The 627-nt window shown below is 42.6% G+C and carries 1 protein-coding gene; it reads left to right on the forward strand.

The genetic code is table 11. From position 1 onward, the window contains the following. The coding region (locus tag ACNOHI_RS25080; RefSeq protein ID WP_420477446.1) for a hypothetical protein at positions 1-627 on the forward strand (627 nt) is incomplete at both ends.

The raw sequence follows: 627 nt of genomic DNA on the forward strand, positions 1-627 counted from the left end.
CTGGGGAACAGATATAGCAGCATAATTTCTGTAGCGCCTGTTAATAAAGCGGCAAGTGTGCTGACACTTAGCCTTGTGGATCCAGTTCCCGATAAGGGAATAGACATTATTAACAAGCTGGTAGATGTATACAACAGAGAGGAGGTAGAAGACAAAAATCTCGTTGCTTCTAATACGATTCTTTTTATCGACGGAAGGTTAAAATATTTGGTAAGAGAGCTTTCGGATGTTGAACGCGATGTGGAAAGGTATAAGAAGAAGAATGAAGTAACAAACGTTAGCTCCGAGGCACAGGATTACCTGCAGAATGCATCCGATTATAGCAAGCGGCTGGCTGACTATGATATCCAGATTAATGTACTGGAGTCATTGGAAGCTTATCTTCACAGGCCCGGCGGGCAGTATAATCTGGTACCCAGCAATCTTAGTGCACAGGATGTAACACTCACAAGTCTTATTGGAAAGTTTAATGATCTGCAGCTGGAACGTAAGCGGATTTTGACCGCTGTACAGCCAGAAAGCCCAATTGTAGCAGGCCTGAATGAACAAATATCTGCTCTCCGGATCAACATCCTAGAGAATTTACGGAACATAAAAAACGAATTCGAGATCACGAAGAACAAACTT

Origin of the sequence: Noviherbaspirillum sp. ST9, from assembly GCF_048799745.1 — a bacterium.
Lineage (GTDB): Bacteria > Pseudomonadota > Gammaproteobacteria > Burkholderiales > Burkholderiaceae_D > Noviherbaspirillum.